General features: G+C 60.8%; 24 protein-coding genes and 1 pseudogene. 15 read left to right on the top strand and 10 right to left on the bottom strand.

What is annotated here, in order from left to right:
- Window positions 1-34 precede the first annotated feature (34 nt).
- Entirely contained in the window at window positions 35-1219 is a 1185-nt protein-coding gene (locus P5706_RS21135) for a tyrosine-type recombinase/integrase (RefSeq protein WP_285681526.1), read from the bottom strand.
- Between the two features lie 258 nt (window positions 1220-1477).
- Entirely contained in the window at window positions 1478-2557 is a 1080-nt protein-coding gene (locus P5706_RS21130) for a patatin-like phospholipase domain-containing protein (RefSeq protein ID WP_200431652.1), read from the bottom strand.
- 171 nt (window positions 2558-2728) lie between these two features.
- Here P5706_RS21130 and P5706_RS21125 point away from each other — a divergent pair, with 171 nt between their 5' ends.
- The 3 genes from P5706_RS21125 to P5706_RS21115 are packed head-to-tail and all read left to right on the top strand — an operon-like array spanning window position 2729 to window position 5024.
- Window positions 2729-3052 carry a PepSY domain-containing protein gene (locus P5706_RS21125; RefSeq protein ID WP_138815476.1) on the top strand — a complete coding sequence of 108 codons (324 nt, stop codon included), beginning with the start codon at window positions 2729-2731 and terminating at the stop codon, window positions 3050-3052.
- Window positions 3052-3720 carry a response regulator transcription factor gene (locus P5706_RS21120; protein ID WP_017135293.1) on the top strand — a complete coding sequence of 223 codons (669 nt, stop codon included), beginning with the start codon at window positions 3052-3054 and terminating at the stop codon, window positions 3718-3720. Before P5706_RS21125 ends, P5706_RS21120 begins: the two co-directional genes overlap by 1 nt.
- Window positions 3717-5024: a sensor histidine kinase gene (locus P5706_RS21115; protein ID WP_285681523.1), complete on the top strand. Its 1308-nt coding sequence runs from the start codon at window positions 3717-3719 to the stop codon at window positions 5022-5024. Before P5706_RS21120 ends, P5706_RS21115 begins: the two co-directional genes overlap by 4 nt.
- Window positions 5025-5076: 52 nt before the next feature.
- Here P5706_RS21115 and P5706_RS21110 read toward each other — a convergent pair whose 3' ends face one another.
- Window positions 5077-7224, bottom strand: a complete 2148-nt coding sequence (locus P5706_RS21110; protein WP_285681521.1) for a methyl-accepting chemotaxis protein — start codon at window positions 7222-7224, stop codon at window positions 5077-5079.
- Between the two features lie 333 nt (window positions 7225-7557).
- Between P5706_RS21110 and P5706_RS21105 the strand changes: the two genes are divergently transcribed.
- From P5706_RS21105 to P5706_RS21085, 5 genes are all read left to right on the top strand, one after another.
- Window positions 7558-8877 (top strand): Na+/H+ antiporter family protein, encoded by a 1320-nt coding sequence (locus P5706_RS21105; protein ID WP_285682798.1) that lies wholly within the window; start codon window positions 7558-7560, stop codon window positions 8875-8877.
- A 247-nt stretch (window positions 8878-9124) separates the two neighbouring features.
- Window positions 9125-10804 carry a methyl-accepting chemotaxis protein CtpM gene (gene ctpM, locus P5706_RS21100; RefSeq protein ID WP_200431655.1) on the top strand — a complete coding sequence of 560 codons (1680 nt, stop codon included), beginning with the start codon at window positions 9125-9127 and terminating at the stop codon, window positions 10802-10804.
- 103 nt (window positions 10805-10907) lie between these two features.
- Window positions 10908-11576, top strand: a complete 669-nt coding sequence (locus P5706_RS21095) for an RraA family protein (RefSeq protein ID WP_285681519.1) — start codon at window positions 10908-10910, stop codon at window positions 11574-11576.
- Complete coding sequence (locus tag P5706_RS21090) at window positions 11573-12232, top strand: RraA family protein (protein ID WP_285681517.1); 660 nt, start codon at window positions 11573-11575, stop codon at window positions 12230-12232. Before P5706_RS21095 ends, P5706_RS21090 begins: the two co-directional genes overlap by 4 nt.
- Entirely contained in the window at window positions 12229-13602 is a 1374-nt protein-coding gene (locus tag P5706_RS21085) for a pyridoxal phosphate-dependent aminotransferase (RefSeq protein WP_285681515.1), read from the top strand. The genes P5706_RS21090 and P5706_RS21085 overlap by 4 nt, the downstream gene beginning before the upstream one ends.
- Before the next feature lie 26 nt (window positions 13603-13628).
- Here the strand turns inward: P5706_RS21085 and trhP are convergent, their stop codons facing one another.
- Entirely contained in the window at window positions 13629-14942 is a 1314-nt protein-coding gene (trhP, locus tag P5706_RS21080; RefSeq protein WP_285681513.1) for a prephenate-dependent tRNA uridine(34) hydroxylase TrhP, read from the bottom strand.
- 275 nt (window positions 14943-15217) lie between these two features.
- On the opposite strand from trhP, the pseudogene P5706_RS21075 reads away from it, so the two are divergent.
- Window positions 15218-15667: pseudogene (locus P5706_RS21075) on the top strand (thioredoxin family protein); the annotation flags it as partial.
- Between the two features lie 93 nt (window positions 15668-15760).
- The gene (locus P5706_RS21070) at window positions 15761-16828 is read left to right on the top strand and encodes an AI-2E family transporter (protein ID WP_138815487.1); all 1068 of its coding nucleotides are present in this window, start codon (window positions 15761-15763) and stop codon (window positions 16826-16828) included.
- Between the two features lie 17 nt (window positions 16829-16845).
- On the opposite strand, the gene P5706_RS21065 is transcribed toward P5706_RS21070, so the two are convergent.
- The 3 genes from P5706_RS21065 to P5706_RS21055 form a co-directional block, all read right to left on the bottom strand.
- Window positions 16846-17028 carry a hypothetical protein gene (locus tag P5706_RS21065; protein ID WP_017135285.1) on the bottom strand — a complete coding sequence of 61 codons (183 nt, stop codon included), beginning with the start codon at window positions 17026-17028 and terminating at the stop codon, window positions 16846-16848.
- Window positions 17029-17119: 91 nt separating this feature from the next.
- Complete coding sequence (locus P5706_RS21060; RefSeq protein ID WP_010211349.1) at window positions 17120-17314, bottom strand: hypothetical protein; 195 nt, start codon at window positions 17312-17314, stop codon at window positions 17120-17122.
- Between the two features lie 272 nt (window positions 17315-17586).
- Window positions 17587-17940: a hypothetical protein gene (locus P5706_RS21055; protein ID WP_078741781.1), complete on the bottom strand. Its 354-nt coding sequence runs from the start codon at window positions 17938-17940 to the stop codon at window positions 17587-17589.
- Window positions 17941-18096: 156 nt separating this feature from the next.
- On the opposite strand from P5706_RS21055, the gene P5706_RS21050 reads away from it, so the two are divergent.
- Complete coding sequence (locus tag P5706_RS21050) at window positions 18097-18915, top strand: shikimate 5-dehydrogenase (RefSeq protein ID WP_285681508.1); 819 nt, start codon at window positions 18097-18099, stop codon at window positions 18913-18915.
- 120 nt (window positions 18916-19035) lie between these two features.
- On the opposite strand, the gene P5706_RS21045 is transcribed toward P5706_RS21050, so the two are convergent.
- Window positions 19036-19686 carry a YceH family protein gene (locus P5706_RS21045; RefSeq protein ID WP_200431661.1) on the bottom strand — a complete coding sequence of 217 codons (651 nt, stop codon included), beginning with the start codon at window positions 19684-19686 and terminating at the stop codon, window positions 19036-19038.
- Between the two features lie 117 nt (window positions 19687-19803).
- On the opposite strand from P5706_RS21045, the gene P5706_RS21040 reads away from it, so the two are divergent.
- Window positions 19804-20313, top strand: coding sequence for a DUF1993 domain-containing protein (locus tag P5706_RS21040; protein ID WP_083359185.1), 510 nt, complete (start codon window positions 19804-19806; stop codon window positions 20311-20313).
- Window positions 20314-20381: 68 nt separating this feature from the next.
- On the opposite strand, the gene sstT is transcribed toward P5706_RS21040, so the two are convergent.
- The gene (sstT, locus tag P5706_RS21035) at window positions 20382-21602 is read right to left on the bottom strand and encodes a serine/threonine transporter SstT (protein WP_200431663.1); all 1221 of its coding nucleotides are present in this window, start codon (window positions 21600-21602) and stop codon (window positions 20382-20384) included.
- A 242-nt stretch (window positions 21603-21844) separates the two neighbouring features.
- Here sstT and P5706_RS21030 point away from each other — a divergent pair, with 242 nt between their 5' ends.
- Window positions 21845-23002 carry an MFS transporter gene (locus tag P5706_RS21030; RefSeq protein ID WP_200431664.1) on the top strand — a complete coding sequence of 386 codons (1158 nt, stop codon included), beginning with the start codon at window positions 21845-21847 and terminating at the stop codon, window positions 23000-23002.
- A 126-nt stretch (window positions 23003-23128) separates the two neighbouring features.
- Here P5706_RS21030 and nhaR read toward each other — a convergent pair whose 3' ends face one another.
- Window positions 23129-24031 carry a transcriptional activator NhaR gene (nhaR, locus tag P5706_RS21025; RefSeq protein ID WP_138815492.1) on the bottom strand — a complete coding sequence of 301 codons (903 nt, stop codon included), beginning with the start codon at window positions 24029-24031 and terminating at the stop codon, window positions 23129-23131.
- A gap of 134 nt (window positions 24032-24165) precedes the next feature.
- Between nhaR and P5706_RS21020 the strand changes: the two genes are divergently transcribed.
- Entirely contained in the window at window positions 24166-24417 is a 252-nt protein-coding gene (locus P5706_RS21020) for a hypothetical protein (protein ID WP_285682797.1), read from the top strand.
- A 28-nt stretch (window positions 24418-24445) separates the two neighbouring features.
- A complete protein-coding gene (locus P5706_RS21015; protein ID WP_285681502.1) occupies window positions 24446-25195 on the top strand; it encodes a TerC family protein in 750 nt (249 codons plus the stop codon).
- Window positions 25196-25235 lie beyond the last annotated feature (40 nt).

Raw genomic sequence — 25235 nt, 5'->3', positions numbered from 1 at the left:
TGAGCTTGGCGCGATTTGAGCCGACGAGCTGTATCTATTCGCAAGATGGTCCAGCAGATACGAGGTCTGCCCACTCCTGCATCATTTCTCGACGCTGCTCAAGGTAAGCGGCATGGTTGTACACGTCGCGGATAAAACTGCTGTCCGCGTGGGCGAGTTGCCGTTCGATCCAGTCACGGTTGTAACCGCGCCCGTTCATCTCAGTTGAGAATAGATGCCTGAAGCCGTGTGGCGACTGCTTGCCGGTGAGCCCGCAGATATCCATGACGTTGTTCGCGTAGTTCGTGCCAATCGGCATCGTTGGATCACTGCGGTTCGTGAACACATAGCGAAGGCCGCCAGTGATGGGTAGCATGCTTTTCAGCAGCTCAACGGCCTGGTCCGGCAGCGGCACGGCATGCTCACGTCGCGCCTTCATCTTTTGCGCCGGGGTTGTCCAAATGGCTGCGTCAAGATCGATCTCCGACCATTCTGCGTGCCTGACCTCGCCCGGGCGTGATGCGGTGTAAATCATCAGCATAATCGCCGACCGCAACTGGTGGCCTGACACGCACTGCTGAATGGTGGCGATGGTCCTGGGTAGTTCGCTGAACGGCAAGAATGGATGCGGCCTGTTCTGCGCGCCTTTCTCGGTGACGGCGTGCATCTCAGCTGTAGGGTTCGATTCAATCAGTCCAGTGGCGATCGCATAACTGAACACCTGGCCCATCCGCTGCCGAACCTTTACCGCCGTGACTATAGAGCCGCGCTTTTCGATGCGCCGTATCAGGCCGATCACGTCGGCGCGCTTGATGGCCTCGATCTGCCGCCCGCCAAATGTTGGAAGCACATCCAGTTCCATCAAATTGCTGATGATCCGGTAGGTGCCCGGCGATATGCTGCCCTTCCTGAATGCCAGCCACTCATCGTACACGCGGCGGAATGTCCGGCCGCCAGCCTCAATCAATCCTGCCTTCTTTTCCTTCCTTGATTCGCGCGGGTCTACGCCGCGCGCAATGTCTTCCCGCGCCTCATCTCTGCGAGAGCGCGCTTCCTTCAGGCCCGTTTCCGGGTATGTTCCAAAAGAAATCCTTGCCTGTTTTCCAAGCCATGTGAACCGAAAGTGCCAGCTTTTGATTCCACTGTTCGCCACGTAAAGCGAAAGACCCAGGGAGTCGGGGAGGGTGTATGCCTTTTCCTTCGGCTTGGCCTGTCTGGCCGCTGTGTCCGTGAGTGCCACTAGTACATCCTCTCAAAATCATTTTCAATGTACTGGATGATGTACTAACTAATTGCCATTGGGAAGGTATCGTGTGGTACGCGGTGATACTCAAATGCATTTGTTTGTTGGGTTGTACGGAGGGAATTGGGAAGGGGTGGTTTCAGGCGGGAGGCTACCGTGGAATCTTTGAAGATTTCCACAGTATTTTCAGCTCGGTCAGGTATCTGGCAGGCGGCAAGTTTAACAGCTTGACCCCTTGCCGCGCATACCGCTGGGTCACAGAGCTTGCAGTCGCTCGCCCAGTTCGCCGTTATCGGCTAATTGCAGAAACTCATCCCCCAGCCGCCGGCTTTCGCTCATCGCGGTTTGCCAGTATTTGTTGCGGCTCGAGTCATCGCCCATATAGCGCTTGAAGTCGCTGCGGTCCGGCAATTTGCCGTGGGGCAGGCGGGCCAGGTAGTCCTTGGAGGGCGCCAGTAGCAGCACATCCTGCAAGCCTTGCGGGTTACTGCGCCGCCACGGCAAGCCCTTGTCGAACCAGCCGGGGATCACCCGGTCGGTGAAGTGCGGGTACAGCACGATGTCGTCGCCGTGGTAGGGCAGGTCGAGGTGGTAGTCCAGCAGGCCACCGTCTCGGTAAGTGCCCGTGCCTGCGCCGGGCAGGTCGCGCACGCCTTGCATCACCATGGGGATGGAACCTGAGGCCAACAGTGCCTGGCGCAGGTTGCCCACCTGCAGGTCGAGGAAGCGCGAGGGAAAGTCCGTCAGGGCATGCACCGGTGGCGCTTGGCGCGGGTCGTGGATAATCAACCGCTCAAAATGCCGCGACAGTCGCGCACGACCACGCAGGTTGTCGGCAATCACCGACGACAGGCCCAGTCCCAGTCGCCCACGGTGGTCATCGGCGAGCAGGCCGTGGCTCTTGACCACCATGATATTCAGGCGATAGTCGGGGTTGTCCAACACCCGCGCATCACGGCCAGCCAGCAGGTCGTCGAGCATGCGCTGGCAGCTGTGGCTGACTTCAGCCATGGTCACGCCCTTGGCGAAGCGTTGCTCGTTATACAGGCGGCCGAGGTCCAGCAGGCCTTGCACCGGGTCGGGCAGGCACGCACTGGCAAAGCGCCAGGAGCCGATGGACGCGCCGATCAATGCGCGCGCACGCGGCGCGCGCGGCAGCCAATCGCCGAACAGCGCCAGGTCCAGGCCTTGAATGCCCAGTGCCTTGGGGCCACCGGCCGCACCGGGTAGGATACCGACATCCGCGGGCGCAAGGCCTTGCTCGCGAATGCGGGTGAACGCGCGTTTGCCGGCCTTGAGGGTCAGGGCGGGAAATTTGATGTGGATGGCAGTCATACAGGTCTCGGTTGCAGCGAACAGGCAATATAAGAGAATTCTTGCAGCGATGGGTAAGGATGCCGATTGAAAATTGCCATGGTGGCAATTCAGTTTCAGTTAAGTTGTCACGGGTACCGTGGTGGCCCATGTCCCTCATCGGGCCGCCCTCAAGGAACATCAGGATACGTAATGAAGGTAAATCTACGCGCAGGCAGTCAGGTGGCGCTGGTGTTGCTACTGAGCAGCGCCAGCCTGTCGGCCCATGACCTTGGGCAGGATGAGGCCCTGCGTCTGCGTCAGGAAGGTGTCATCGCGCCGTTGGAACAGTTGCTGGGTCCGGCGCTGGAGCGCTACCCGGGTGCCAAGTTGCTGGATGCCGAACTTGAAGAGCACAAGGATCGGCCGGTGCGCTATATCTACGAGATCGAGTTGTTGACCGTCGAGGGTGTGGTGCGCGAAATCGAGCTCGACGCCAGTACCGGTAAGCTGCTCAAAGATAAGGAAGACGATTGATGCGCCTGCTTCTGGTGGAAGACAACGTACCGCTGGCTGACGAATTGCTGGCCGGCCTGCAGCGCCAGGGCTACGCGGTCGACTGGCTGGCCGATGGGCGCGATGCCGCGTATCAAGGCCGCAGCGAACCCTATGACCTGATCATCCTCGACCTTGGCTTGCCGGGCCTGCCCGGTCTGGAGGTGCTGGCGCAATGGCGCGCGGCGGCCTTGGCCACGCCCGTGTTGGTGCTGACCGCACGCGATTCCTGGGCCGAACGTATCGAAGGGCTCAAGGCCGGCGCCGACGATTACCTGAGCAAACCCTTTCACCCCGAAGAACTCTACCTGCGCATCCAGGCACTGTTGCGTCGTTCCCACGGCCAGGCCAACCAGCCGACGCTGCAAGCCGCCGGCCTGCACCTGGATGAAGGGCGCCAGTGCGTGTTGCGCGATGGCGACGAGATCCAACTGACCGCCGCCGAATTCCGCCTGCTGCGCTACTTCATGCTGCATCCGGAACAGATCCTGTCGAAAAGCCATCTGGCCGAGCATCTGTATGACGGCGAGACCGAGCGCGACTCCAATGTGCTGGAAGTACACGTCAACCACCTGCGCCGCAAGCTGGGGCGCAGTGTGATTGAAACCCGGCGCGGCCAAGGTTACCGGTTTGGCGCCGCTCCGGCATGAGGTCGATTCAACGGCGCCTGGGGCTGATCAGCGTCATGGTGGTGGTCGGCGTGGTGCTGGCGCAAACCAGTTTGTGGTTGTTCGAGGCCGGTTTGCAGCGCTACCTGGAAGCCGGGCTGCGCAACGACAGCGAGAACCTGTTGGTGGCACTGGTGCGCGGGCCTGAGGGTGTTCAGTTGGATGAGCAGCGTCTGTCACCGGCCTACCAGCGGCCGTTTTCCGGGCATTATTTCCGCATCGATTTTGCCGACGTCCACTGGCGCTCCCGCTCGCTGTGGGACCAGGAACTGCCGCGCCTGACCGAACCTGGGCTTAAGGGCAACCTGCAACTGGGGCCGGAACGCCAGCAACTGCTGGTGTTGCGTTCGGACTACAAACGTTTCGGCCAGTCGATCTCCATCAGCGTGGCCCAGGATTACACGCCCGTGCGCGAAAGCTTTCGCCTGATGCGTCAGATTGGTCTGATCATCGGCTTGGCGGCGCTGTTGCTGGTGCTGATTCTGCAACGCGTTACCGTGCGCCGCGCCTTGCGCCCGCTGGAGACGGCACGCAACCAGATCGCCCAACTGCAACAGGGCCGGCGCTCGCAACTCGATACCCAAGTGCCGTTGGAACTGGAGCCGCTGGTGGCACAGATCAACCATCTGTTGGCCCATACCGAAGACAGCCTCAAGCGCTCACGCAATGCCTTGGGCAACCTTGGCCATGCGCTGAAAACCCCGCTGGCGGTGCTATTGAGTGCGGCCTCCAGCGAAGCGCTCAAGGACCACCCAGAACTTGGCAAGCTGCTGCGCGAGCAACTCGATCAGGTGCAGCAACGCCTCAACCGTGAACTCAACCGCGCCCGGCTGGCTGGCGAAACCCTGCCGGGTTCGCTGTTCGACTGTGAAAAAGAACTGCCCGGCCTGCTGGCCACCTTGCGCATGATCCACGGTGAACACCTGGACTTGAGCTACCACGTCGACCCCGGTCTGCAATTGCCCTGGGACCGCGAAGACCTGCTGGAACTGCTCGGCAACCTGCTGGATAACGCCTGCAAATGGGCGGATGCCGACGTGCGCTTGACCGTCAGCGAAACCCCGGGCAGCTTTCTGCTGGCAGTCGAAGACGACGGCCCCGGCATCCCGCAGGCCCAGCGTGAGCAAGTGCTCAGCCGCGGTGCGCGGCTGGATGAGCAGATTCACGGCCATGGCCTGGGGCTGGGGATCGTGCGGGATATCGTCGAGGTGTGGGGCGGTACGTTGCAGTTGCAGGACAGCGAACTGGGCGGGCTCAAGGTGCTGATCGAATTACCCAAGCGTTAAGATCGTTCCCACGCTCTGCGTGGTAACGCCGCCCTGGACGCTCCGCGTCCCGTTACACCCTAAACTGATCCATCAACCCCTGCTGCTGATTCGCCTGGCTGTTCAACGCCTGGCTCACCCGCGCCGATTCATTCGCTTGCTCCGACAGCGATTCAGTCACATCCCGAATCGTCGCCACATTGCTGTTGATCTCTTCGGCCACGGCGCTTTGCTGTTCGGCGGCGCTGGCGATTTGCAGGTTCATGTCGCTGATCACCGTGACCGCTTCGCCGATCTGGCGCAGGGCGGTGACCGCCTGGCCAACCTGCTCGACACTGCCCTGGGCCTGGCGATAGCTGTTACCCATGGAATCGACCACGTCGGTGGTGCCACTTTGCAGGTGCTCGATCACCAGGCGGGTTTCTTCCACCGATTCCTGGGTGCGCCGCGCCAGGTTGCGCACTTCATCGGCGACCACCGCAAAGCCACGCCCGGCCTCACCGGCGCGGGCGGCTTCGATGGCGGCATTAAGCGCCAGCAAGTTGGTCTGCTCGGCGATGCCGCGAATCACTTCCAGCACTGAGCCGATCTTCTCGCTATTGGCCGCCAAGCCTTCGACCTGGGCCATGGCCGTACTCATGTCCGCTGCCAGGTTGCCGATGTTGGTGGTGGTGCGGTCGATCACACTCAAGCCGTCGCGGGTGGCCTGGTCGGCATCGCGTGCGGCGTGTGCTGCTTGGGCAGCGCTACGCGCCACGTCCTGAGCGGTGGCGCTCATTTCGTGGGAGGCGGTGGCCACTTGATCGACCTGGCGGTACTGCTGCTCCATGCCGGCGCTGGTTTGCGTGGCGATCGCGGCGGACTGGTCGGCAGTGCCACGGGCGTCCTGCACCGAGCGTTTCACTTGGGCAATGATCGGTTGCAGCTTGTCGAGGAAGCGGTTGAACCAGCCGGCCAACTGGCCCAGCTCATCGTGTTTGTCATAGGCCAGGCGGCGAGTGAGGTCGCCTTCGCCGCTGGCAATGTCTTCAAGCATGCGTGCTACGCCAAGGATCGGCCGGGTCACGCTGCGGGCCATCAGCCACACCAGTATCAAGCCGACCACGGCGGCCAGCAGGCCCAGGCTCAACTCCAGCAGCGTGCCGCGGGCGTTGTCCGCGTCCAACTGCGCCTTGAGCGTTTCGGCGGGGCCAACCAGGACTTTTTCCGGCACGTCCAGCAACACGCCCCACGGCTTGCCGCCGGGAATCGGCGCGAATGGCGCCAGCACCTTGAGTTGGTGATCGGTACGCAGGCTGCTGGTCTGGGGGTTACTGGCCAGCACGCTGATCAATTGCGCGCCGCTGGTGGTGTCGACCTGATCCAGGCGCTGGCTGAGTTTGCTGGCGTCCGGGCTATAGCCGGCGAGCAAACCGGTGGGGCTGAGGATGCTGACTTGGGTCTGGCCGTCATACAGCTTCTGGCTGGCCTGTTGGCTCACGGCCTGCAAGCTGTTGAGGTTGATGTCCACCGACAGCGAGGCGATGACTTTGCCGTTGACCATCAGCGGGAAGACGATGCTGGTCATCAGCACGTTTTGCCCGTCGATTACATAAAAGTACGGTTCGATCACGCAGGGTTTCAGCGTGGTACGTGGGCAGGTGAACCAGGCGTTAGCCTTCTCGCCGCTGGGGCCGACGCTGATGTCGGCCATGTCGCTTTCGGGCAGCGACATGGAGGTGAGTTTGCCGGGTGTGGGCTGCGACCAGTAGAGGGCGAAGCGGCCTTTGTCGTTGCTGCCCAGTTCTGCCTGATTGGCGAACAACTCGTCCTTGCCGTCCAGCGCATTGGCTTCAAACACCAACGACAGGCCGAGCAGATCGGGGTTGGCTTGCAGGGCGGCCTTGACTTGGCGGGTCAGGTCTTCGCGGGTATCGAAGGCGTCGAGGAAGCGTTTTTCCGCCTGCTCACGCAAAAACAACACTTGGCGCGAAAAACCATGGCCGTACTGATAGGCGTCCATGAATTGCTGGCGAATGCCCAGCGCCTGCACTTCACCTTGGGCCTCGATGCGCGCCTGGGCGGACGCGTCGAGCATCTGCATGCTGGAGGCTTTGACCTGCTGTGAACTCTGCTCCATGCGATACAGCGACAGACCCACCAGCAGGGTCACGATCCCCAGCAGGCACAGGCCCGCGAGCAGGGTGATTTTCCATTGAATGGAGAGCTGTCTAAGCGACATCGGGACATCCTTACCTGAAAACACAGAGAGACCCTCGTTATCGGCGCGCCCGGATATTTCTTTATTCAAACGTTCAATTTAAAGCTGCTTTTGTGGAGAGGTAGCTTGCTCCCGTTCGACTGCCAAGCAGGCGCCCTGGTCGCGCTTTTTGGGGCTGCTGCGCAGCCCAGCGGGAGCAAGCTCCCTCGCCACCGTTTTTGACATGCGCGCCCGCCTGCTGCAAAGTGCGCGCCCTCTAATAAGACCTCTTAAAGCCTGCACACGGACGCCACTTGATGGCCGCCCGGTCGCAGGCCTGTCTGTTTTTTATGTTTTTTGCTTGAGGTAACCATGATTAACGCAGTCATCGCCGCGGTCGGCACCATGCTGGTGCTCAGTTTGTCCCGTGTGCATGTGGTCATCGCCATCATCGTCGGCGCCCTGGTCGGGGGCTTGACCGGCGGGTTGGGCATCGAGGCCACGCTCAAGGCCTTTAACGGAGGCTTGGGCGGCGGCGCGACCGTGGCGTTGTCCTACGCCTTGCTCGGCGCGTTCGCGGTGGCGATTGCCAAGTCCGGCCTGGCGCATGCCTTGGCGGACAAGGCGCTGCTATTGGTCGATCGCCAGGAAGCCACCGGCGGCAGTCATGTCAAATGGCTGCTGATCGGCCTGTTGTGGGTGGTGGCGATTGCTTCGCAGAATATCCTGCCGATCCATATCGCGTTTATTCCGCTGCTGGTGCCGCCACTGCTTTATGTGCTGACCAAGCTGCAACTGGATCGCCGCCTGATCGCCTGCGTGATGACCTTCGGCCTGATCACACCGTATATGTTCCTGCCGGTGGGCTTCGGCAATATTTTCCTTAATCAGATCCTGCTGGCCAACGTCGCCAAGAGCGGCGTGGACATCAGCCAGGTCAACGTGACCCATGCCATGGGCCTGCCCGCGTTGGGCATGGTGGTCGGCCTGCTGGTGGCGGTGTTTATCAGCTATCGCAAAAAGCGGGTGTATGACCTGGAGAAAATCGAGCGCGTCGAGCAAGTAGCCGTGCAATACAACCCACTGACCCTGCTGGTGGCCGGCCTGGCAATTGCCTCGGCGTTTATCATTCAGCTGTGGCTGGATTCGATGATCATCGGCGCCCTGGCTGGCTTTCTGATCTTCTCGGTGTCGGGCATTGTGCGCTGGCGCGAGACCGACGACCTGTTCACCGAAGGCATGAAGATGATGGCGATGATCGGCTTCATCATGATCGCCTCCTCGGGGTTTGCCGAAGTGCTCAAGGCCACCGGTGACGTGCGCTCACTGGTGCAAGCCTCGGCGGCATTCATTGGTCACAGCCGTGGTGTGGGCGCGTTGCTGATGTTACTGGTGGGGCTGTTGGTGACCATGGGCATTGGTTCGTCATTTTCCACCGTGCCGATTCTGGCGGCGATTTTTGTGCCGTTGTGTGTGCAGTTGGGCTTCAGCCCGTTGGCGATTGTGTGCATCGTGGGTACGGCGGGTGCATTGGGCGATGCCGGTTCGCCAGCGTCGGACTCCACGCTCGGCCCGACTTCCGGCCTGAATATTGACGGCCAGCATCACCATATCTGGGACACCGTGGTGCCGACCTTCCTGCACTACAACATTCCGTTGCTGGCGTTTGGCTGGATTGCCGCGATGACCCTCTAGTCTCTGCAACAGGCTCAATTGTGGCGAGCAGGCTTGCCCTGCGTTGGAGCGCGAAGCGGTCCTGAATCCAGACACCTCGATCTACCTGGCGTGTTACGGCGCCTGAAAAGGGGGCTGCTACGCAGCCCAACGCAGGGCAAGCCTGCTCGCCACAACAGTCCCAGTCTCCACTAAGTTCAGGTGTCCTACAGATATTTCGCCACTGGCCGTTAACCTCTCAAGTCGCCACGAATAAGAGAGAAAAGCCATGCGTCTGAGTTTAAAGGCCAAAGTCCTGTCCCTGGCCGTCGTGCCGGTGTTGTTGTTTGCCGTGGTCATCAGCCTGACCACCGTGTGGATCCTGCAGGGCCAGGCGCGCAATGAGGTGGATGAAACCCGCCAGCGCCTGCTCAATGACGCCAAGGCCACGCTGCAAAGTTATGTGGAAGTGGCGATGACCACCATCAAGCCGCTCTACGACGCGGCCGCTCCCGGCGATACAGCGGCGCGCGCGCAGGTGGTCAAGCTGCTGTCCAATACGGCGTATGGCAAGGACGGCTACTTCTTCGGCTACGACTCCGAGACCATCCGCCTGTTCAAGGGCAACAGCCCGGACGGTGTAGGCAAGAGCTTCAAGGACAACCGCGACCCCAACGGTGTCTACGTCAACCGCGACCTGGTCAAGGTCGGCAAGGACGGCACCCACTACCTGCAATACAGCTCGACCCAGCCCGGCCAGACCGAGTTGGTGCCCAAGCTCGGCTACACCGAATACCTGCCCAAGTGGGACATGGTGATTGGTACGTCGGTTAACCTCGATGGCATCGAAGCCCAGGTGGCGGTGGTCGAGGCCAAGGTCGAGAAACGCATGGAAGGCGTGCTGCTGAGCATCCTCGGCGTGGCGGTGGTGGTGCTGCTGGTGATCGCTGCGGTGGGCATGCTGGTGGCCAATACCATCTTGCGCCCACTGAACCTGATGAAAGCCAACCTCGACGATATCGCGGCGGGCGAGGGCGACTTGACCCGGCGTCTGGCCATCACCAGCCAGGATGAGCTGGGGGACTTGGCTGGCGCGTTCAACCGCTTTGTCGACAAGATCCACGGGCTGGTGCGCCAGATCACCGAGATGACCGCGCAACTCACCGGGCTGGTCAGCCAGGTGTCCGAGCAAGCCCAGCGCTCGGAAACCGCCATGGAACGCCAGCGTCACGAGACCGATCAGGTGGCGACGGCCATCAACCAAATGTCCTCGGCGGCCCACGAAGTGGCGCGCAGTGCCCAGGGCGCCGCCGTCGCCGCGCAACAGACCGACGCCGAAGGCCAGGCAGCCAAGCGGGTGGTGGATGGCAGCATCGCGCAGATCCATGCACTGGTGAACGATATCCGCAGCAGCGGTGTGTCCCTCGACAGCTTGCAGCAGGACGTGTCGTCGATTGTCAGCGTGCTCGGCGTGATCCGCTCAATTGCCGAGCAGACCAACCTGCTGGCCCTCAACGCCGCCATCGAAGCCGCACGGGCAGGCGAGGCCGGGCGCGGTTTTGCGGTGGTCGCCGACGAGGTGCGCGCGCTGGCCAGTCGCACGCAAACCAGTACGCAGGAAATCCAGGGCATGATCGACCGCCTGCAAAAGGGCACGGTCGCTGCTGTAGATGCCATGCGCCGCTCCAGTGATGCCGGTGACGGCACGTCGGCCCAGGCCAACCAAGCCGGCGCCTCGCTCGACACCATGGCACAGTTGATCGGCACCATTAACTCAATGAACGCGCAAATCGCCAGCGCCGCCGAAGAGCAGACCGCCGTGGCCGAAGAGATCAACCGCAGCGTGCATCAGATTGCCGTGGCGGTGGACAGCGTGGCGGATGAAACCCAGTTGGGCGCGCAAACCTCGCGCAGCCTGGCGGACCTGGGCCAGCGCCTGGGGCAGTTGGTGGGGCAGTTCAGGATCTGATCAGCCATAGCTTCAGCGTATGTGTGCCTAACGCTAATACGAATATACCGATCACTGCCCCTGCGTGAGACTTGAGCCCCAACTACAACAGGGGCTCACCTCCATGCCACTGCTCGACCCGCTTCAGCGCCTGGCTGAACTCGATACCAACACGGTTTCCGACGCTCTGGACTTCTTGCAGCTGCCCGGCGCCGTCGTCGGCATTCGCCCGTTGTGGGCCTGCCCCAAAATCGTCGGTCGGGCCAGCACCATCCAACTGGCGCCCAAGACTGACGCCGCGCCTGGCGTGCATCTGATTTCCCCAGTAATCGACGCCATCACCACCGACGACCGCGTGCTGGTGATTGCCGGCGGCATCGACGGTATTTCGTGCTGGGGTGACATCATCGCCAATGCCGCCGTGGCCAAGAATATTCGTGGTTCGGTGATCGACGGCTTCAGCCGTGACATCGACGGCAGTGCGACCATTGGTTACCCGGTGTATGGCCGTGGCGTGACCATGATCAGCGCGCGCAATCGGGTGGTGCAGGTCGCCTCCGGCGTCACCATTGATGTGGCGGGCGTGAAGGTGTCGCAAGACGACTTCGTTATTGCCGACCGTTGCGGCAGCGTGTTTATCCCGGCAGCGGTGATCGAACAGGTGCTGGACCTGGGCGAGCGCATCGCCGCCCGTGAAGCCGGCATGGTCGATGCGGTGCGCAGTGGCCGCTCGGTCGCTGATGTGATGCACGACAGCCAATTTGAAGCCATCCGCGTGGAGACAGCCCAATGAATGACCAACAACTGGTGGCCCTGTTTGCAGGGCTCGACACGCCCGGCGTCTCGGATGCCATGGACAAGCTGGGCATTGCCGGCCAGTGCCTGGGTATAGCGCCGCTGGATAACTACCGTGGCACCGTGGTCGGCCCGGCGTTTACCGTGCAATACATGCCGGCCAGCATGCCGCCGGGTTCAGTCGGTGATTTTATCGAAGACGTGCTGCCGGGCGATGTGGTGGTGCTCGCCAATGCCGGTCGCACCGATTGCACCGTGTGGGGCGACATCATGACCCAGTACGCCGGCAGTCGAGGGATCGCCGCGACGGTCATCGACGGCGTGTGCCGCGACGTCAGCAAAGCGCTGGGCGACGGTTACCCGATGTTCAGCAAGGGCCGTTACATGCGCACCGGCAAGGACCGCGTGCAGGTAGCGTCGGTGAACCAGCCGGTGGCCATCAGTGGTGCCCGCGTGTGCTCGCGGGACATTGTGGTGGCCGACGCGAATGGCGTGCTGGTGGTGCCGCGCGCCCGTGCCGAAGAAGTGGCGCGTACCGCACGCCAGATTGAGGAAGTGGAATCGCAGATCCGTACGCAGCTCGAGGCCGGCAAGACCTTGAAACAAGCGCGTGAAGCCCTGGGTTATCACACGCTGCAAAGGAAAACCTCGTGAATACGCTGAACAAGCGCCTGGCCCAGGCCAAGCCCTCGGCCACTTACCGCATCATCGACCGCGTGGCCGCACGCCGTGCCGAAGGTGCGAAGATCATTTCGCTGTGTGCCGGCGAGCCGGATTTCGACACCCCGGACCATATCCGCCAGGCCGGTATCGACGCGATCCGCAACGGCCACACGCGCTACACCCAAGTCGCGGGTATACGGGCCTTGCGTGAGGCCGTGGCGCAGAAATTCCGCCGCGAAAATGGCCTGGACGTGACCTGGCAGGACACGCTGGTGAGCAACGGCGGCAAGCATGTGATCTCCAACGCCCTGGCCGCCACCCTGAATGAAGGCGACGAGGTGATTGTGCCCGCACCGTACTGGGTCAGTTACCCGGAGATGGTGGAACTGTGCGGTGGCACCGCCAGGGTTGTGGCGTGCAGTGCCGAGCAGGGTTTCAAGCTGACGCCGGAGGCGCTGGCGGCGGCGATCACGCCGAACACGCGCTGGCTGATCCTCAATTCACCGTCCAACCCGACCGGCGCGGTGTATAGCCGGCAAGAGTTGCAGGCGCTGGCGAATGTGCTGCTGGAGCATCCGCAGGTGCTGGTGCTGGCGGACGATATTTACGAACACCTGCTGTTCGACGGGCAAACCTTTCATACCCTGGCGCAAGTCGAGCCGCGCCTGGCGCCACGGGTGCTGACCATGAACGGCGTCTCCAAAGCCTACGCCATGACCGGCTGGCGCATCGGTTTTGCCACCGGACCGCGCTGGTTGCTGGAGGCGATGGAAAAACTTCAGGGCCAGCAGACATCGGGGGCCAGTGCGATTTCCCAGCACGCCGCCATCGCCGCCTTGCGCGGGCCGCAGGATTTTATCCGGCAGTCGCGTGCCGTGTTCGAGAAGCGCCGCGATCAGGTGGTGGCGTTGCTCAATAAAACCCCAGGCCTTGCATGCGCGAACCCATCCGGCGCGTTTTACGCCTTCGCCAACTGCGCGGGTTTGCTGGGGCGCACCACGCCTGGCGGCAAACTGCTGCAAACCGACGAAGACGTGGCCCACGCCTTGCTCGAGGAAGCCAATGTGGCCGTGGTACACGGCAGCGCATTTGGCTTGGCGCCGTACCTGCGTATTGCCTACGCCTTGGACGACGACTCGCTGTTACAGGCGTGCGAGGCGATCCGCCAGTTCTGTGCGGCGACGCGTTGTAACGACGAACACTGTCACTGTGGCGAGCAGGCTTGCCCTGCGTTGGGCTGCGAAGCTGCCCCGCTCTTGGCTTTAAAAGAATGGGACTGCTACGCAGTCCAACGGGAGCAAGCTCCCTCGCCACAGGTTGCATTGGCCTGTTTTATTGCTGGACCTGGAGATCAGGTGTGAGGCGCGATTGTTTGTGCGGCGCCGTGTCAGACGTCACGCATCAACAGGCCGAAGCGCAGGTCCATCTCCGCGGGCAGGGGTAGATACACGGTGTGTCCATCCCCCGGCGCCACGTCTATGGCCTCGCCCTTGGCGTTGTGCAGGTTGGCCAGGTCAAAGTGAAAGTTGCCGGCCGGTGTCATCAATTCCAGATGATTACCCACGGCAAAGCGGTTCTTCACCTTGACCTCGGCCAGCTCGCCCCGGCGTTCGCCGGTCAATTCGCCGACAAACTGCTGGCGCTCCGACACCGAGCTGCCGTTCTGGTAGTTCTGGTATTCGTCGTGTACATGGCGACGCAGGAAACCTTCGGTGTAGCCGCGTTGGGCCAGGGACTCAAGGTTAGTCATCAGGTTACGGTCAAACGCCCGGCCAGCCACCGCATCGTCAATGGCCTGGCGATACACCTGGGTGGTGCGCGCGCAATAGAAGTGTGACTTGGTGCGGCCTTCGATCTTCAGCGAATGCACGCCCATGTGCGTCAGGCGCTCCACGTGCTGCACGGCGCGCAGGTCCTTGGCGTTCATGATGTAGGTGCCGTGTTCGTCTTCGAAGGCTGGCATTTGCTCGTCCGGGCGGTTGGCTTCCTGCAGCAAAAACACCTGGTCGGTCGGCGCGCCGATCCCCAAGGTCGGTTCACAGTGCTGGACGATGTCGCCCGTGGCGTTCTCCACCGCCGGCGTGGCCGAGTATTTCCAGCGGCAGGCGTTGGTGCAGGTGCCTTGGTTGGCATCGCGCTTGTTCATATAGCCGGACAACAAGCAGCGCCCGGAATAGGCCATGCACAGGGCGCCATGCACAAACACTTCCAGCTCCATGGCGGGCACCTGTTGGCGGATTTCGCCGATTTCTTCCAGTGACAACTCTCGCGACAGAATCACCCGGCCGATACCTTGCTGCTGCCAGAACTCGACGCTGGCCCAGTTCACTGTATTGGCCTGCACCGATAAATGAATCGGCATGCACGGGAAGTGACGGCGTACCAGCATGATCAAGCCTGGGTCGGACATGATCAACGCGTCCGGGCCCATGGCGATCACCGGGGCTAAATCCTTGAGGAAGGTCTTGAGCTTGGCATTGTGCGGGGCAATATTGACCACCACGTAAAAGCGCTTGCCCAGTGCATGCGCCTCCTGGATGCCGAGCGCGAGGTTGGCGTGGTCGAACTCGTTATTGCGCACCCGCAGGCTGTAGCGTGGCTGGCCGGCGTAGACCGCATCGGCGCCGTAGGCAAAGGCGTAACGCATGTTTTTCAGGGTGCCGGCGGGGGCGAGCAATTCAGGGGCAATCACGGGAGGCATGGGCTCAGGTCGCAAAAGGTCGCGAGGGTAAAGCAGTGGGCGCGGGTATTTATTGATCCAGGTCGGGCTTTTGCCGGTTTTGTATCGACGTGTATCGGCGGAGGCTGCTCGACACAGGCGGGATACCTCAAAGGGTTCCAATAGGCACTCTGCGACTCGACAAGGTAATCCCCATGCGACCTATCACGTTCCTGTTTGCCAGCCTGCTGCTGGCTTTTGCCCTGACCGCTAGCCTGACCGTAAGCCTGGCGGCCAGCGGCGAAAGTAAACAGCCTGCGGGCGCTATGCCGTCGCTGGCGGGGGCGGTTGAATGGCTCAATTCGCCGCCCCTGAGCCTTGAAGCGCTCAAAGGCAAAGTGGTGCTGGTGGATTTCTGGACCTATGACTGCATCAACTGCCGGCGCGCGCTGCCCTACGTCAATAGCTGGGCCAAACGCTACGAAAAAGACGGTTTGGTGGTGATTGGCGTACACACACCCGAATACGCGTTTGAGCACATTCCGGCCAACGTCAAAGAGCAGGTGCGCAAGCTCGGCATTGGTTACCCGGTGGCCATCGACAATAACTACGCGATCTGGCGCAGCTTCGATAACCAATATTGGCCAGCCCACTACTTGATCGATGCCAAAGGCCAAGTGCGCTACAGCCATTTCGGCGAGGGGCGTTACGAGGCCCAGGAGCAGGTGATCGAGGCATTACTGAGTGAGGTCAAGGCGATTCAATAACGCGGTCTATGCTTGGAGGGCACTCCCAGGTTTTGCCGCGGACTAAGCAACAGGGCCGCTGAAGGCCCTCTGCTTTTCTGACATGGACCGGACATGAACCAAACCAACCTTCAATTCAAAACCTTGCTGTTATTGCTGGTCCTGGTGACCATCGCCTTTATCTGGATATTGCTGCCGTTCTACGGCGCGGTGTTCTGGGCAGTCATCCTCGGCATTATCTTCGCCCCGATGCAACGGCGCTTGCAGCTGCGTTTTGGCTATAACCGCAACCTGACATCGCTGGCGACTCTGACGGTGTGCCTGGTGATTGCGATTTTGCCGGTGATCATCACCAGCGTGCTGCTGGTGCAAGAGGGCGCCACCCTCTACAAAAATATCGAAAGCGGCAAATTGGACGTGGCGGGGTATATCGAACAGTTCAAGAACTTCCTGCCACCGTACTTCCAGCACCTGCTCGACCGTTTCGGCATGGGCAACCTGGAAGGCCTGCGCGAAAAGATCGTCAAGAGCGCGATGCAGGGCAGCCAGTTTTTTGCTACCCAGGCGTTCAGCTTCGGCCAGGGCACGTTTGATTTCCTGGTGAGCTTTTTCATCATGCTGTACCTGCTGTTTTTTCTGCTGCGTGACGGCCCGGAACTGGTGCGCAAGGTACGCACGGCGGTGCCGTTGGCCGAGCCGCAAAAGCGCCGGTTGCAACTCAAGTTCAATCGGGTGGTGCGCGCCACCGTCAAGGGCAACGTGCTGGTCGCCGTGACCCAGGGTGCGCTGGGCGGTTTGATCTTCTGGTTCCTGGACATTCCCAGCGCGTTGCTCTGGGCGGTGCTGATGGCGTTTCTGTCGTTGTTGCCGGCGGTCGGCGCGGGGATTGTGTGGGGGCCGGTGGCCGCCTATTTCCTGTTGAGCGGTTCGATCTGGCAGGGCGTGGTGCTGGGCTTGTTCGGCGTGTTCGTGATCGGGCTGGTGGACAATGTGCTGCGCCCGATCCTGGTGGGCAAGGACACCAAGATGCCGGATTACCTGATCCTGATCTCGACCTTGGGCGGTCTGTCGGTGTTTGGCTTGAATGGCTTTGTGATCGGGCCACTGGTGGCGGCGCTGTTTATGTCCAGCTGGGCGTTGTTTGTTGAAAGCAAGCCAAGGGTCAAGCTGCCATTGCCCTAGATTTTAGGCGTGAGGCTTCAGGCATGGAGCCTGAAGTTCGACACCTGCTGTTGCTGTTGTTGCGCAGCGGACAGTGAGGTGAGCGGGCCGCTGATGGTTTCGCCATCGCGTACCACATACCAGCAGGCCAACAACCCAAGCTCCCGGAGTGGGGCGGGGACGGCACTGCCGACAACGGACATGATTTGAACAGTAGGCATAGGGACCTCCAATTGCTATGGGGGTCACCTTACGGGCTGATGGCGCGTAGGAAAAATCACCCATCTCGATAGTCAACATTAACGCCAGGCGTCAATCCACCACTTGATCGAGCATGTTCACCACTTCCTGTTCACTGAGCAGGCCTTTGCGCACCAGGTTTTCTGCCAGCAACGCGAGAAACTTTGCGCTGCGGTGGCCCTCAAGGTGCTTGAGTTCGGTAAGTGCGCTGTAGACCTTGCTGGACGTGCACAGGCCAGCAGTGCGGTGCGGGTTTTGCGTGGGCATGGTCAGTCGTCCTTAATTGTTATTGGGTGGACCGCTCGATAGTGAGACTGTTGGGTGACGTAAACATGACAGCGCAGGCCCAAGTCAAGCAAGTGGACATTTGATCGTCATGATGTGGGATTGCGGCTCGGGCATTGTCCTCATAACGACCTTGGCATGATAAAACCGGGCTTGTTGACAAAAACTCAGACAAAAAAGTCAGGCAAAAAAGCCACTTAAAAAAAAGACCCCGCGTGTGGGCGGGGCCTGTTCATTTACAGCGTGATTGCCTGTTACCAGCCGCGGCCATAATAACCGTGGGGAGGGCCGTAGTAGCCGCGCGGTGGGCCGTAATAGACCGGCGCCGGGCGGTAGTAAACCTGCTGTTGCACATACACCGGTGGCGGCGGTGCGTAGTAGACCGGCGGCGGCGCGGCATACACCGGTTGCGGCTGGACATATACCGGTTGCTGCACGTAGACCGGTTGCGATTGGCTGGCAACTACGGAGCCAACAACGGCTGCGCCGATCAAACCACCCAATATGGCCGGGCCACCCCAACCACCACCGTGGGCGGAGGCTTGGCCTGCCATAGCGAGTGCGCCGATAAGCAAGGCGATTTTGGGGATTTTACGAATCATGGTCATTCCTCGGTTAGCCCCTGCGCTTGTGGTCTGCAATCAATAGACTCAAGGATTGTCGCGGGGATACTTTTAAGACAACGTATTTCTGAAAAACAGCACAGCCGCTAGGTAAAGGTTGTGTAAGGTCTGTACCGATTTGCTTACTCAAAGGAGTTTTTCATGCAGATGCACCCCAACAAGGACACCCAACTGTGCATGTCATTGTCGGCGCGTCCCGGGAATTTTGGCTTGCGATTTCACAACCATCTGTACGAACAGCTGGGGCTGAACTTCTACTATAAAGCCTTCAGCAGCCAGGATTTGCCCGGCGCGATCGGCGGTATCCGAGCGCTGGGCATCCGTGGTTGCGGGGTGTCCATGCCGTTCAAGGAAGCTGCCATCGCCCTGGTCGATGAGTTGGATGCCTCGGTCAAGGCCATTACTTCGCTCAACACCATCGTTAACACCGACGGCCATCTCAAGGCTTACAACACCGACTACATTGCGGTGGAACAACTGCTGAAAAAACATGCGGTGCCCAAAGACTCGACCTTTGCCCTGCGTGGCAGCGGTGGCATGGGCAAGGCGGTGGCCAGTGCCCTGCGTGACGGCGGTTATGCCAACGGCGTGATTGTGGCGCGCAATGAAGCGGCGGGCCGGGCGTTGGCGCAGAGCCTGGGGTATGAGTGGCAAGCAGAGCTGGGCGAGTTGCGCCCACAGATGCTGGTCAACGTGACGCCAATCGGCATGACCGGTGGGGCAGAGGCGGACCAGTTGGCCTTTGCGGCTGACGCTGTGAACGCCGCTGACACTGTATTCGATGTGGTGGCGATCCCCGCCGAAACGCCATTGATCGTGCGCGGGCGTGCCCAGGGCAAACGGGTGATTACCGGGTTGGAAGTGATCGCAATCCAGGCATTGGAGCAGTTTGTGCTGTACACCGGTGTGCGGCCGACGCAAGAGCAGTTTGAGGCGGCGGTGGCCTTTGCCCGAACCTGAAGCGCTGCGCAGATCCAAATGTGGGAGCGGGCTTGCCCGCGATGAGGGCGTGTCAGCCGCCTTATACGTCACTGACCCACCGTAATCGCGGGCAAGCCCGCTCCCACATTTTTAATCGAGTTAAGCCTGTTCCAGTTGGGCCAAACGCTCTTCCAATGCTGCAATTCGGGCTTCAAGCTCTTCAATACGCTCCACCGAAACCCCACCGGCCGAGCGCTCCACCGGGCTGCCGCGCGCCGCGATAATCGCCTCAATATCCGCCGGATCCCCCAGCGAATGGGTATAACGGTCTTCCCGTTGCCCGGCCTGGCGCGGCACCAGTACTGCCAGCCCGCGCGCAATCAGGCGTTCGAGCTGGTGTACGACCTGTTCGGCATCTTCAAAATCATGCATGCGCCCGCTACGGGTCAACAGTTCGTTGACGGTCTGCGGCCCGCGCAGAAACAGCAGCCCGATCAGGATCACCTGGGCCGGCACCAACTCCAGCGCCTTGTCCACCCGATGTTCCCAGCGGTCGGCGCGGCTGCCCATCACCAGGCGGGTAAAGCCTTGGCCTTCGAGCACCCGCAGGCTCTGGCCGACCTGGCCCTGGCTCAAGTTGGTCACCGGCTCCCGGCTGGTCTTCTGGTTGCAGGCCAGCACCAGCGCATTGAGCGTCAGGGGGTAGGTTTCCGGATTGGTCGCCTGTTTTTCGATCAGGCAGCCCAGGACGCGGATTTCCGTGCTGTTCAGGCGCGGCTCAGGGGTGTCGGTGTCGTGCTCGGCGGTCATCGCGCTTTCCCTATGCAGTGAAGCTCACTAGCCTAATCCTGAAAAAATAAAAGACAAGCTGCAGGCATGGCTATAATCGCCGCTGGTTCCAAACCCTGCCATTACCGTGAGACTGTCATGACTATTTCCCTGTACGCCGCCTCCATCCCGGTCTTCAAGCAAATGCTCAACGCCCTGAGTGATGTACTGAACAAAGCCGAAGCCCACGCCACCGCCAAGAACATCGAACCCAACGCCTTGCTGCAAGCGCGTCTGTTCCCGGACATGTTCCAGCTGGTGCGCCAGGTGCAGATCGCCGTCGACTTCGCCAAGGGCGTTTCTGCGCGCCTGGCCGAAATCGAAGTACCCAAGTACGAAGACAGCGAAGTGACTTTCGCCGACCTGCAAGCGCTGATCGCCAAGGTGCTGGCGTTTGTCGACACCATCAAGCCTGAGCAAGTCGACGGCAAGGAAGGCATCGAAATCATCACCCGTCCAGGCACGCCGAAAGAGAAGCGCTTCAGCGGCCAGTCCTACCTGCTGACCTACGGCCTGCCGCAGTTCTTCTTCCACGTCACTACCGCTTACGCTTTGCTGCGCCACAACGGTGTGGAAGTGGGCAAGCGCGATTACATGGGCGCTTTCTAAGCATCCAGATACAAAAAAGCCCGGGGTCGTTCTTGTCGAACGCCCCGGGCTTTTTTTACGCCTCATGTTTAAGCCGTTTGCTCTTCCTTGCCCAGGCAGGCGGCTGCCGTGAACAGCACATCAGTGGACGAGTTGAGCGCGGTTTCCGCCGAGTCCTGCAGCACACCGATGATGAAACCCACCGCCACCACCTGCATGGCGATCTCGCTGGGAATGCCGAACAGGCTGCACGCCAAGGGAATCAGCAGCAACGAGCCACCGGCCACACCCGATGCGCCGCAGGCACATACCGCCGCGACCACGCTGAGCAGCACGGCGGTGGGCATGTCCACGGCAATACCGAGCGTGTGCACGGCGGCCAGGGTCAACACGGTGATGGTAATCGCCGCGCCGGCCATATTGATGGTGGCGCCCAGCGGGATCGACACCGAATAAGTGTCTTCATGCAGGCCCAGGCGTTTGCTCAGCGCCAGGTTCACCGGAATATTCGCGGCCGAGCTGCGGGTGAAGAACGCGGTGATGCCGCTTTCGCGCAAGCACATCAGCACCAGCGGGTAAGGGTTGCGGCGCAGTTTCCAGAACACGATGGCCGGGTTGATCACCAGCGCGACGAACAGCATGCAGCCGATCAGCACCACCAGCAGGTGGGCATAGCCGAGCAGGGCGCCGAAACCGGAGGTGGCCAGGGTCGAGGCCACCAGGCCGAAGATGCCCAGCGGGGCAAAGCGAATCACCACGCGCACGATCAGCGTGACGCCATTGGACAGGTCATCCAGCACCGTGCGAGTGGTAGCACCGGCATGGCGAATCGCGATGCCCATGCCGATGGCCCAGGCCAGGATACCGATGAAGTTGGCATTCATCAGCGCGCTCACCGGGTTATCCACCACGCTCAGCAGCAGGCTTTGCAGGACCTCGCCGATGCCACCGGGGGCGCTGACGGCGACGTCATGGGTGACCAGCACCAAAGACGACGGGAACAGCATGCTGGCAACCACCGCGACGACGGCAGCGGCAAAGGTGCCGAGCAGGTACAGGAACAGGATCGGCTTGATATGGGTTTCCTGGCCATGTTTATGGTTGGCGATAGACGCCATGACCAATACAAACACCAGAATCGGCGCCACGGCTTTCAGTGCGGTGACAAATACCTTGCCGATAAACCCGCTGGCGCGTGCGGCCTCGGGCAAGAACAGGGCGAGCAGGATACCGGCCACCAGGCCGATGACAATTTGGGTGACCAGGCTGACGCGCATCAGTCGTTGCAGCAGGGAAGGGGCAGCAGTCATAAACAGTTGTCTCTAGTTTTTTTAGTAGGACGCAGCATTGCAGGCAGATAGCGCCGTAGGAAGCAGGTCCAAAGTCTAACATGCTGTAGGAAGCGTCCCGTTTCGGTGCGGCATTCCGTCACCCGCACCTGTAGGGTTTGGCCAGGCCCAGACCTATTCTGTTAAGCTAGCCACCTCTTATTTTTTCTCTCCGTCAGCGAGCCCTTCGGGCTGTCGTTGATGTCGTCGTTTCTGGAGTTTTCATGTTGTTCCCTATCCTGCTGCTGTCGGCCGCCGGTTTTACCGTGCTGACTACAGAATTCATCATTGTCGGGCTGCTGCCGTCGATCGCCCGGGACCTGAATGTCAGCGTGTCCCAGGCCGGGCTGCTGGTGACGTTGTTTGCGTTTACCGTGGCGGCGTTCGGGCCGTTCCTGACCGCGTACTTCGCTCGGTTCCAGCGCAAACGCCTGTTTATCAGCATCCTGATCATGTTCGCGGTGGCTAATACCGTGGCGGCATTGGCGCCGAATATCTGGGTCATGGCCTTGGCGCGCTTGATCCCGGCGCTGGGTTTGCCGGTGTTTTGGGCCTTGGCGAGTGAAACAGCGGTGGATATTGTCGGGCCGGAGTTTGCCGGCCGGGCCATTGAAAAAATCGGTTTCGGGATTGTCTGCGCCACGGTGTTCGGCATTCCGGTTGGCACCTTGATCTCCGATATGTTCGGCTGGCGCACAGCGTTTGCGATTCTCGCCGTGGTGGCGTTGGCCAAGGCCTTGCTGCTGTTTATCTACTTGCCGGTGACCACACCGAAGAACGATCAGGTGAGCCTGCGCTCGCAGTTCAAGCTCCTGCGCAACCCGCTGATGCAGGGCCATATCCTGCTGTCGATTCTGGTGTTCAGCGGCATGTTTACGGCTTACACCTACCTGGCGGACATCCTTGAGCGCCTGGCCGGCTTCGACGGCACGCTGGTGGGCTGGTGCCTGATGGGTTTTGGCGCGGTGGGCCTGATCGGCAACGCCCTCGGCGGGCGTGCGGTGGACCGTCATCCGTTGATAGCGTCCATGGTGTTCTGCGGGTTCATGATCGCCGGCATGGTTGCGGTGGTTCCGGCAATTCACTCCACCCTCGGCTTGGCAGCGGCGATGGCGGTGTGGGGCGTGACCCAGGCGGCGATGTTTCTGGTCAGCCATGTGCGCCTGATGAAAGCGGCGCCCCACGCCCCGGCTTTTGCGGCGTCGTTGAACATCGCCGGGGCCAACCTGGGGATTGGCCTGGGGGCAATGGTGGGTGGGCACGTGATTGACACCTTGGGGCTTGCCAGCCTGGGCTTTGCGGCGTCCGGGTTTATTCTGGCGTCGATTTTGCTGGCGCTGTGGTTGATGACCGCCAAGCAGCCGATGGCTTCCAGCGCCTGAGTCAGTCTGGATTGGACGGGATCAGGCTTATGTGGGAGCCGGGCTTGCCCGCGATGCAGGCACCTCAGTGAATCAGTGAGACCGAGGTGATGCTATCGCAGGCAAGCCAGCTCCCACACCTTGCCGTCAGGGCAGGGCGGTAAACAGCTCGCGCCGCGCCCCTTCGGTAATCGCCACGATGCCGGGGTGTTTGATCTTGCGCTCCACCGAGATCGCGTAGAACGACTCGGTGACCGCATCGGTCTGGCCGATCAGCGCCACACCATATTGGCGCACCACCTCATCGGCGATCACGCTGGGGGCGATAAATATCCCGCTGCCCGACTGCCCAAACGCCTGCATCAACGCGCTGTCGTCGAACTCGCCGATGATCTTCGGCTGAATCTGCTGCTCGGCAAACCAGCGCTGCAAGCGGCTGCGCACCACCGTCTCTGCGCCCGGAATCAACAACGGCGCACCCTGCAGGCAGTGTGGGAAATCGCCGCCATACTGGTCAGCCAACGCCTGGGTGGCGAAAAAGCTGATGCCGCATTCCCCCAGTTTCTGGCTGTAGCCTTTGATGTCCAGGTGCGTGGGCATCGGGCTGTCGGAGATCACCAGGTCCAGGCGCTGGATCGCCAGGTCGGCCAATAACCGTTCGAGTTTGTCTTCGCGGCAGGTGATGCGGATTGGCTCGCTCAGTTCCATGGTCGGCGCGATCAGCCGGTAAACGATGGATTTGGGCACCACATCCGCCACGCCGACCCGAAACAGGATCTGCTGTTCGTCGGGTGCTGCACGCAACATGGCTTCCAACTCGTTACCGGTCTGGAACATCTGCTCGGCGTAGGGCAAGGCCCGTCGCCCGGCTTCGGTGAGTTCCAATTGGCGACCGACGCGTTGAAACAGCGCGATACCAAAGGTCTGCTCCAGCAGGCTGATCTGGCCGCTGATGGTCTGCGGTGTGAGGTTCAGTTGCTCACAGGCGCGCACAATACTGCCGGTCTTGGCCACCACCCAGAAGTAATGCAATTGTCGATAATTGAGCATGGCGGTCTACACTTCGTAAAAACCGAAGTATACGTGAGAAAAATACGAATTTTACTGAACTGTTCAGCTGCATAGAATGCCTCGCTATCGAGGGGCCACTACTTGGACCCAATGGTTCTAACGAGGAATACATGATGAAACTCAATTCCCTGGGCGCGGCGTCCGTCCTTGCGCTTTCATTGGTGGTGATCAGCGGTTGTGATCAAGTCGAAAAGAGCGCGCAGCAGGTGCTGGGCAAAGCCACCGAATCGGCCAAACAAGCCATCGATGACACCCACAAGGCCGCCGAGCAGGCATTGAGTGAAGCGACCCAAGGTTTGATCCAGCCTGAAAAAGACGCTGAGCAGGCCGAAAAAGAATCTGAAACCCAGCGTAAAGAAGCTTAATTTCCCAGCACAACGTCAGGACTGACCTATGGACTACCTTTTACAACTGGCCGCCAGCCCGACCGCCTGGGTCGCACTGGCCACCTTGATCGTCATGGAAATCGTGCTGGGCATCGACAACCTGATCTTCATCTCGATCCTTACCAATAAATTGCCCGAAAAACACCGGGCCAAAGCGCGACGTATCGGCATCAGCATGGCATTGATCCTGCGCCTCGGCCTGTTGAGTACCATCGCGTTTATCGTGCAGCTGACCGCGCCGGTATTTGAAATCCTTGGCCAGGCGTTTTCCTGGAAGGACATGATCCTGATCGCCGGTGGCCTGTTCCTGGTGTGGAAGGCCACCACCGAGATCCACCACAGCATGGACCCGGAGCCCGAGGAGAAGGCCAGCGTCAGCAACACCGTGGCCATCGGCTTTGCCGCCGCGATTGGGCAGATCCTGTTGCTCGACCTGGTATTCTCCATCGACAGCATCATTACCGCCGTGGGTATGACCGAGCACTTGCCGATCATGATCATCGCCGTAGTCGTCTCGGTGATCGTGATGCTGGTGGCGGCTGAACCGTTGGCCAAGTTCATCAACGACAACCCGACGGTGGTGATGCTGGCCCTGGGCTTCTTGATCATGATCGGCATGACGCTGATCGCCGAAGGTTTCGGCGCCCATGTGCCAAAAGGCTATGTGTATGCGGCCATGGCGTTCTCGGCGGTGATCGAATGCCTGAACATTGCCCGGCGTAACCGTCACAAACGCTTGCTCGCAGCCCGCCCGTAAGCGCTGAAGCAAAAAGCCGGCTGTGCTCACAAGAGCCCAG

It is taken from the genome of Pseudomonas sp. ChxA (genome assembly GCF_030263855.1).
Lineage (GTDB): Bacteria > Pseudomonadota > Gammaproteobacteria > Pseudomonadales > Pseudomonadaceae > Aquipseudomonas > Aquipseudomonas fluorescens_CB.
Note: the sequence above shows the minus strand (reverse complement) of the source record. Positions and strands in the feature narration are given on the sequence as shown.